Below are 5258 nucleotides of genomic sequence, written 5' to 3' on the forward strand. Positions count from 1 at the left end.
TAGAGCTTAGAGCTTAGAGCTCAGAACTGTTTAGGTTCAGAGCAGCTAAAGGTTTATTGCTCTTTGTTTTGCTCGGCTTTACATACAGCAGCAGTGAACACTACGTCTGTTGAGCTGTTAAGTGCTGTTTCAGCTGAATCTTGAATCACACCGATAATGAAACCAACCGCTACAACCTGCATCGCTACATCGTTTGAAATACCGAATAGGCCACACGCTAGCGGGATAAGCAGTAGTGAACCGCCAGCAACACCCGATGCGCCACATGCTGATACTGCAGCAACAAGGCTTAGTAGAATCGCAGTGAAGATATCAATCTCAATGCCCATAGTGTGTACAGCAGCAAGCGTTAACACAGTGATGGTGATTGCAGCACCCGCCATGTTGATCGTTGCGCCTAGAGGAATCGATACAGAGTAAGTATCTTCGTCTAGCTTTAGCTTCTTACAAAGGTTCATGTTCACTGGGATGTTTGCAGCGCTTGAACGAGTGAAGAATGCCGTTACACCAGATTCACGAATACATTGCAGTACAAGTGGGTATGGGTTTTGTTTTGTTTTAATAAATACAAGCAGTGGGTTAACCACAAGTGCGATGATTAGCATTGAGCTTAGTAGTACTGCTAGAAGTTGACCGTAGCTTGCCAGTGCATCGAAGCCTGTTGTTGCGAATGTTGCAGAAACAAGACCGAAGATACCGAATGGGGCAAGGCGAATAATGAAGCGAACAATGTGTGAAACACTGTGGCTTAGGTCTTCGAAAACCGCTTTGGTTGTTGCAGATGCGTGGTGCAGAGCAAGACCAAGACCGATGGCCCAAGCAAGAATACCGATGTAGTTCGCATTCATTAGTGCGCTAACTGGGTTGTCTACAAGCTTGAATAGAAGCGTATGAAGAACTTCTGCAATACCTTGAGGAGGGTTAGCACCTTCAGCGCCAGCAACCAGTGTCAAAGTGGTTGGGAACATGAAGCTCAGTACTACAGCAGTCAGTGCAGCAGAGAACGTACCAATCAGGTAAAGCACAATGATTGGACGCATATGAGTATGCTGACCTTTCTTTTGGTTTGCGATAGAAGCTGCAACAAGAATGAATACTAAAATTGGGGCAACAGCTTTCAGAGCACCAACAAACAGGCTACCTAATAGGCCTGCATCTTGAGCTGCTGAAGGAGAAACCATGGCGAGAACGACACCGAAAACAATACCAGCAAGGATCTGTAGAACGAGATTTCCACGAGCGATGCGGGCGAGCATGTTGTGATTTTGCATAAAATACCTGCAATTGTTAATTTATTATAGTGATGTATCTTTTTATGAAGTTGTACCAAATCCAACTATACACTAGCGGAATTGGCGGTCATATTAGCGGGATCTAAGAGGGTGTCTAGGGATAGTTTACTTTTAGGGTTATTGTTTGCGCTATGTGGTGTTTTTGGAGCTAAATGTTAAATAAATGTATTTTGATTGGGCTATAAATCTGCTGATTCTCATTTGATAGATTCAAAACACTGCAAATGTAGAAATGTAAACGGCTATAGGAAAGAACATTGTGTGCATAAATAACCACACCATTATCAAATTGAAACAAAAAGCCCCACGTGATTAACACGATGGGGCTCATTGTCTTAATTTAAAGTTATCTTAAGTTAGGTTATCTTCAATACAGCTTATAGCTGTTAACCTTAAACCTTAAACCTTAAACCTTAAACGTTAGTCAGACGCTTTTTTAAGATTGCGGCCTTCTGATTGTACGGTTTTGTACATCTTGGAAAGCTGCTTATTGCTGGCGCGTTGTTCCGCTAACGAGGCGCCATTTCGGGCTTGTTCTCGCAATAACTTTCGATAGTTAGCAAATCGTCGCTCAGACAATTCTCCACTTTCAATCGCCTTGCGTATCTTGCACCCCGGTTCTGATTCATGATGACAATCAGAGAATCAGCAATGTATGGCTAACTCTTCCACATCAGAAAAGGTTTCACTCACGCCTTCAGCGCAGTCAGCAAGTTGTAGCTCTCGCATTCCTGGAGTATCGAGCAGTAAGCCGCCCGATGTTAGCAAGTGGAGCGATCGTGATGTGGTTGTGTGTCGGCCTTTACTATCGTCTTCACGAATGCCACCTGTGGCTTGTTCAGCCTCACCAAGTAATGAGTTGACTAAGGTGGATTTACCCACACCGGATGAACCCATTAAAGCCACAGTCTTGCCCGTTTTACACCAAGGCGACAAAACTTGAGTTGAGTCTTGGTCTAGGCTATTCACCGCTTCGATCATCAGCATAGAATCTAAGCTTTGCACTTGTTGTACTTTGTCTTCGTAGTCATCACACAAGTCTTTCTTGGTGAGTACGATAACGGCTTCAACCTGTGCTTCATTGGCGAGCGCTAGGTAGCGTTCAATACGGCTTAGATTAAAGTCGTTATTTAACGAAACCACGATAAATACCGTGTCGATGTTAGCTGAGATATATTGTTCGGCGACACGGCTACCTGCAGCTTTACGGCTGAAGAGTGATTGACGGTCTAATAAACGGCCGAATTGCAGTTCAGAGTTCAAGATTACCCAGTCGCCAACCGTCATTGCGGGTTGGTTTTGATGGATAGGGAGAACGATTTCGCCTTGTTCTGACGCTAGTGTATAGCCGCTGCGATGGTGCGCGGTAATACGAGCAATGACGGATTGGTCATAGTCTTCGAGTGTCAGTTGTTGTTGGAATACAGGTTGCCATCCAAGTTGTTGAAGTGACATTGGATTAGAAAATGCGTTTTGTGAATTCATGTCTATTTACCCAGACGTGCGAGCTTTCTTTTCTTGTGAGAGCATTAAAGTCTTATCACTGCATTAAAGTCTTATCACTGCATTAAAGTCTTATGAGAGCATTAACTTCTTGTGAGCTCTCTTATTGTTGATGAGATCAAAAGAGTTAATGAGACCAAAAAGAGTTGCTGAGATTAAAAGCGTCGAGCGTCAAAAATGTTTTGAGTTTGGGTCGAATTCAAATAGATAGGACCCCGGATTGAGTCATGCTTTATAGGCATGCAGGAGTTGATCACTTACGATCAACAGTAAACCGGGTAAAAGTGTGCGGTCGTCAAAGAGTGACGATAAGTTGGTCGATCGGTATTTAAGTTGGATTAACCAAACAAGTTAACGCGTTACTTTTACTGCCAGTTTTAGTGTCTTCATTACAATCATCTTCTATTCTCCTTGGTTATTAATGTGGTCGGGCTTTGAATAAAAAGCGAGCTCAGTTTAGCAAAAAGCCACGATGGCGAGAAGTCATCGTGGCTTAAATTATTTCATCGATAGTGAATCTGATTAATGATGATCGTGATTCATCTTTTTCATGCCGCTCATCACTTTCTTCACTGGCGCATCAAAGGTCTGTGTTTCACCGTTTGCGAAGGTCAGTGTCATTTTGATTTGTTCACCTTCTTTTAGGCTACTTTTTAAGTCAAACAACATGATGTGTAAGCTACCTGGTTTAAGTACAGCTTTACCATTTGCAGGGATGGTGATCGCTTGAACTTGACGCATCTTCATTACGTCGCCATCAACGATAACATCATGAAGTTCAACCTTTCCTGCTGCTGGTGTTGTTGCAGAAACAATAGCGCGATCTTTATCGCTATGGTTCATCAGAGTCGTGAATACCGCGCTGTTCACTGCTGAAGGCGGGGTTGCGCGCGCGTACGCGTCATGAACCATAATGTCGCTATTCGCTTGAGCAAGAGGAGTGAGCAATAAGCCTGCTAGAGCAAGTGCTTTTAACTTCATGTTGTTGTCCTTAGTTTTTTGTTTTGGTCTGGGACCTGACTTTTTGTTCGAACTTTATTCGTTAAGTTCTTTATTTTTGTACACGTTGTTTCTCGTCGCTGATGACTTGGTACGTTAGCGCGTTAATGTGTTAATAGCTTCAACAATTGGCGCTGGCGTTAACGTATGCGGCACTTTGGTAATCAGCGTGCCATCGGGTTTTAAAAAATAGAAATATGAGCTGTGGTCTAGGGTGTATTCCAACTCTGAACCTTCAAGCTTGGTCTTTCTAAAAATAACACCGTAGTTGTGTGCAAGCGTTGTTGTCACATCTAACGGGCCACTTAATCCTTCCATCATTGGGTGGAAGTATTGTGCGTATTCGTATGAGGCTTCAGCGGCATCACGTTCTGGATCGAGAGAAACAAACATCGGGCGAATCTTGGCTTTTGCTTCATCAGAAATCTGGTTAAGTGCTCCGGCTAACATTGCTAGAGAAGTAGGGCACACATCTGGGCAACGTGTGAAACCAAAATAAACGATACGAATTCTGTCATCGGTTTGGTCAAAGATTTCAGTTGGCTGGTTATCTTTGCCGAAAAGGGTTGTTGCGGAGAATTGTTGTTTTGCCGCGTGTTGTTTTTGAGCTTCGTTTTGCCCATCAAGATAACTTTTAACGCCAAAGCCAAGGACAAAAGCGACAACCAATGCTAACGACCAATTTCTACTCATCTTGCCATCCTTATTGCCGGATTTACAGTATCGACACCATCAGTGAGCTCACCGATCCATGTCATCTTGTCTAAAGTACATACAGGTAAAATCACATCACCTTCATAGGTATTATTGCCAATGTTTTTTAATTGAAAACGTGCCGAGCCCATTTCCATCTCTAAACCTGTAAGCGACAGCATTAATGTGTCAGAGGCTGCGCCTTCCCACACTACTTTGATTTTGGTGGGAGCCAGAGGTTGAGCCGTCTCGCGATCAAGTGTCATCGTAACTGTATTTTGCTCACACGATGTGGTGGAAAGTATGCAGTAATCATCTAAGTTAATCTCAGCAGAGGCTCGCTCCATCGCTGATTCAAATTGCTGAATAGCTTGCGGTCCATAAAAGCCTGCCACGAGAGCGATCCCAAGAGCAGCAACCTTTAATGCAGAGTGCATGTCGTGTTCTCATCTAATTTTATAAGAGCGGCGATGTTATCATATCCCTCAATATGTGCTTGTATCAAAAAGTAATTTTGTGCGTATGGTAGAACTAAAAAAGCGAAGCCATTGGCTTCGCTTTTGTCTGTGTCATAGGTTCATGAGCTTAGTCTTTCTAAGTTCTATCCGTTCTGAATACGCTTGAGAATGGATAGAATGATCAGCCCGCGTTGCGCTCTGCAAACTTCTCTAACCCAAGGACCAGAGCAATCGCTACAAGCATCATCACAATAGCCATTACTAGCTGTGAAGGTTGAGAAGTGACGGCTTCAAAATCGAACGGTGACAAGTT

Annotated in this window: 4 protein-coding genes and 2 pseudogenes; all 6 read right to left on the reverse strand. The window is 43.4% G+C overall.

Annotated elements, in window-relative coordinates; translation table 11 throughout:
- Nucleotides 1–53: 53 nt before the first annotated feature.
- On the reverse strand, nt 54–1271 hold the full coding sequence (sstT, locus tag AB4653_RS07800; protein ID WP_009845849.1) for a serine/threonine transporter SstT: 1218 nt from the start codon (nt 1269–1271) through the stop codon (nt 54–56).
- Between the two features lie 441 nt (nt 1272–1712).
- A pseudogene (gene rsgA, locus AB4653_RS07805) lies at nt 1713–2777 on the reverse strand (ribosome small subunit-dependent GTPase A).
- A gap of 540 nt (nt 2778–3317) precedes the next feature.
- A complete protein-coding gene (locus AB4653_RS07810) occupies nt 3318–3776 on the reverse strand; it encodes a copper chaperone PCu(A)C (protein WP_017096254.1) in 459 nt (152 codons plus the stop codon).
- A gap of 114 nt (nt 3777–3890) precedes the next feature.
- Nucleotides 3891–4487, reverse strand: a complete 597-nt coding sequence (locus AB4653_RS07815) for an SCO family protein (RefSeq protein ID WP_012600175.1) — start codon at nt 4485–4487, stop codon at nt 3891–3893.
- Nucleotides 4484–4924 carry a hypothetical protein gene (locus tag AB4653_RS07820; RefSeq protein WP_102258067.1) on the reverse strand — a complete coding sequence of 147 codons (441 nt, stop codon included), beginning with the start codon at nt 4922–4924 and terminating at the stop codon, nt 4484–4486. Before AB4653_RS07820 ends, AB4653_RS07815 begins: the two co-directional genes overlap by 4 nt.
- A 202-nt stretch (nt 4925–5126) precedes the next feature.
- A pseudogene (locus tag AB4653_RS07825) lies at nt 5127–5258 on the reverse strand (DUF368 domain-containing protein); the annotation flags it as partial.

Source organism: Vibrio sp. 10N.222.48.A3 (genome assembly GCF_041475345.1).
Lineage (GTDB): Bacteria > Pseudomonadota > Gammaproteobacteria > Enterobacterales > Vibrionaceae > Vibrio > Vibrio tasmaniensis_A.

Excerpts from the sequence above, each read along its gene's own strand:
- AB4653_RS07810 (WP_017096254.1), bottom strand. The coding sequence starts at position 3,776 with ATGAAGTTAAAAGCACTTGCTCTAGCAGGCTTATTGCTCACTCCTCTT.
- AB4653_RS07815 (WP_012600175.1), bottom strand. The coding sequence starts at position 4,487 with ATGAGTAGAAATTGGTCGTTAGCATTGGTTGTCGCTTTTGTCCTTGGC.
- sstT (WP_009845849.1), bottom strand. The coding sequence starts at position 1,271 with ATGCAAAATCACAACATGCTCGCCCGCATCGCTCGTGGAAATCTCGTT.
- AB4653_RS07820 (WP_102258067.1), bottom strand. The coding sequence starts at position 4,924 with ATGCACTCTGCATTAAAGGTTGCTGCTCTTGGGATCGCTCTCGTGGCA.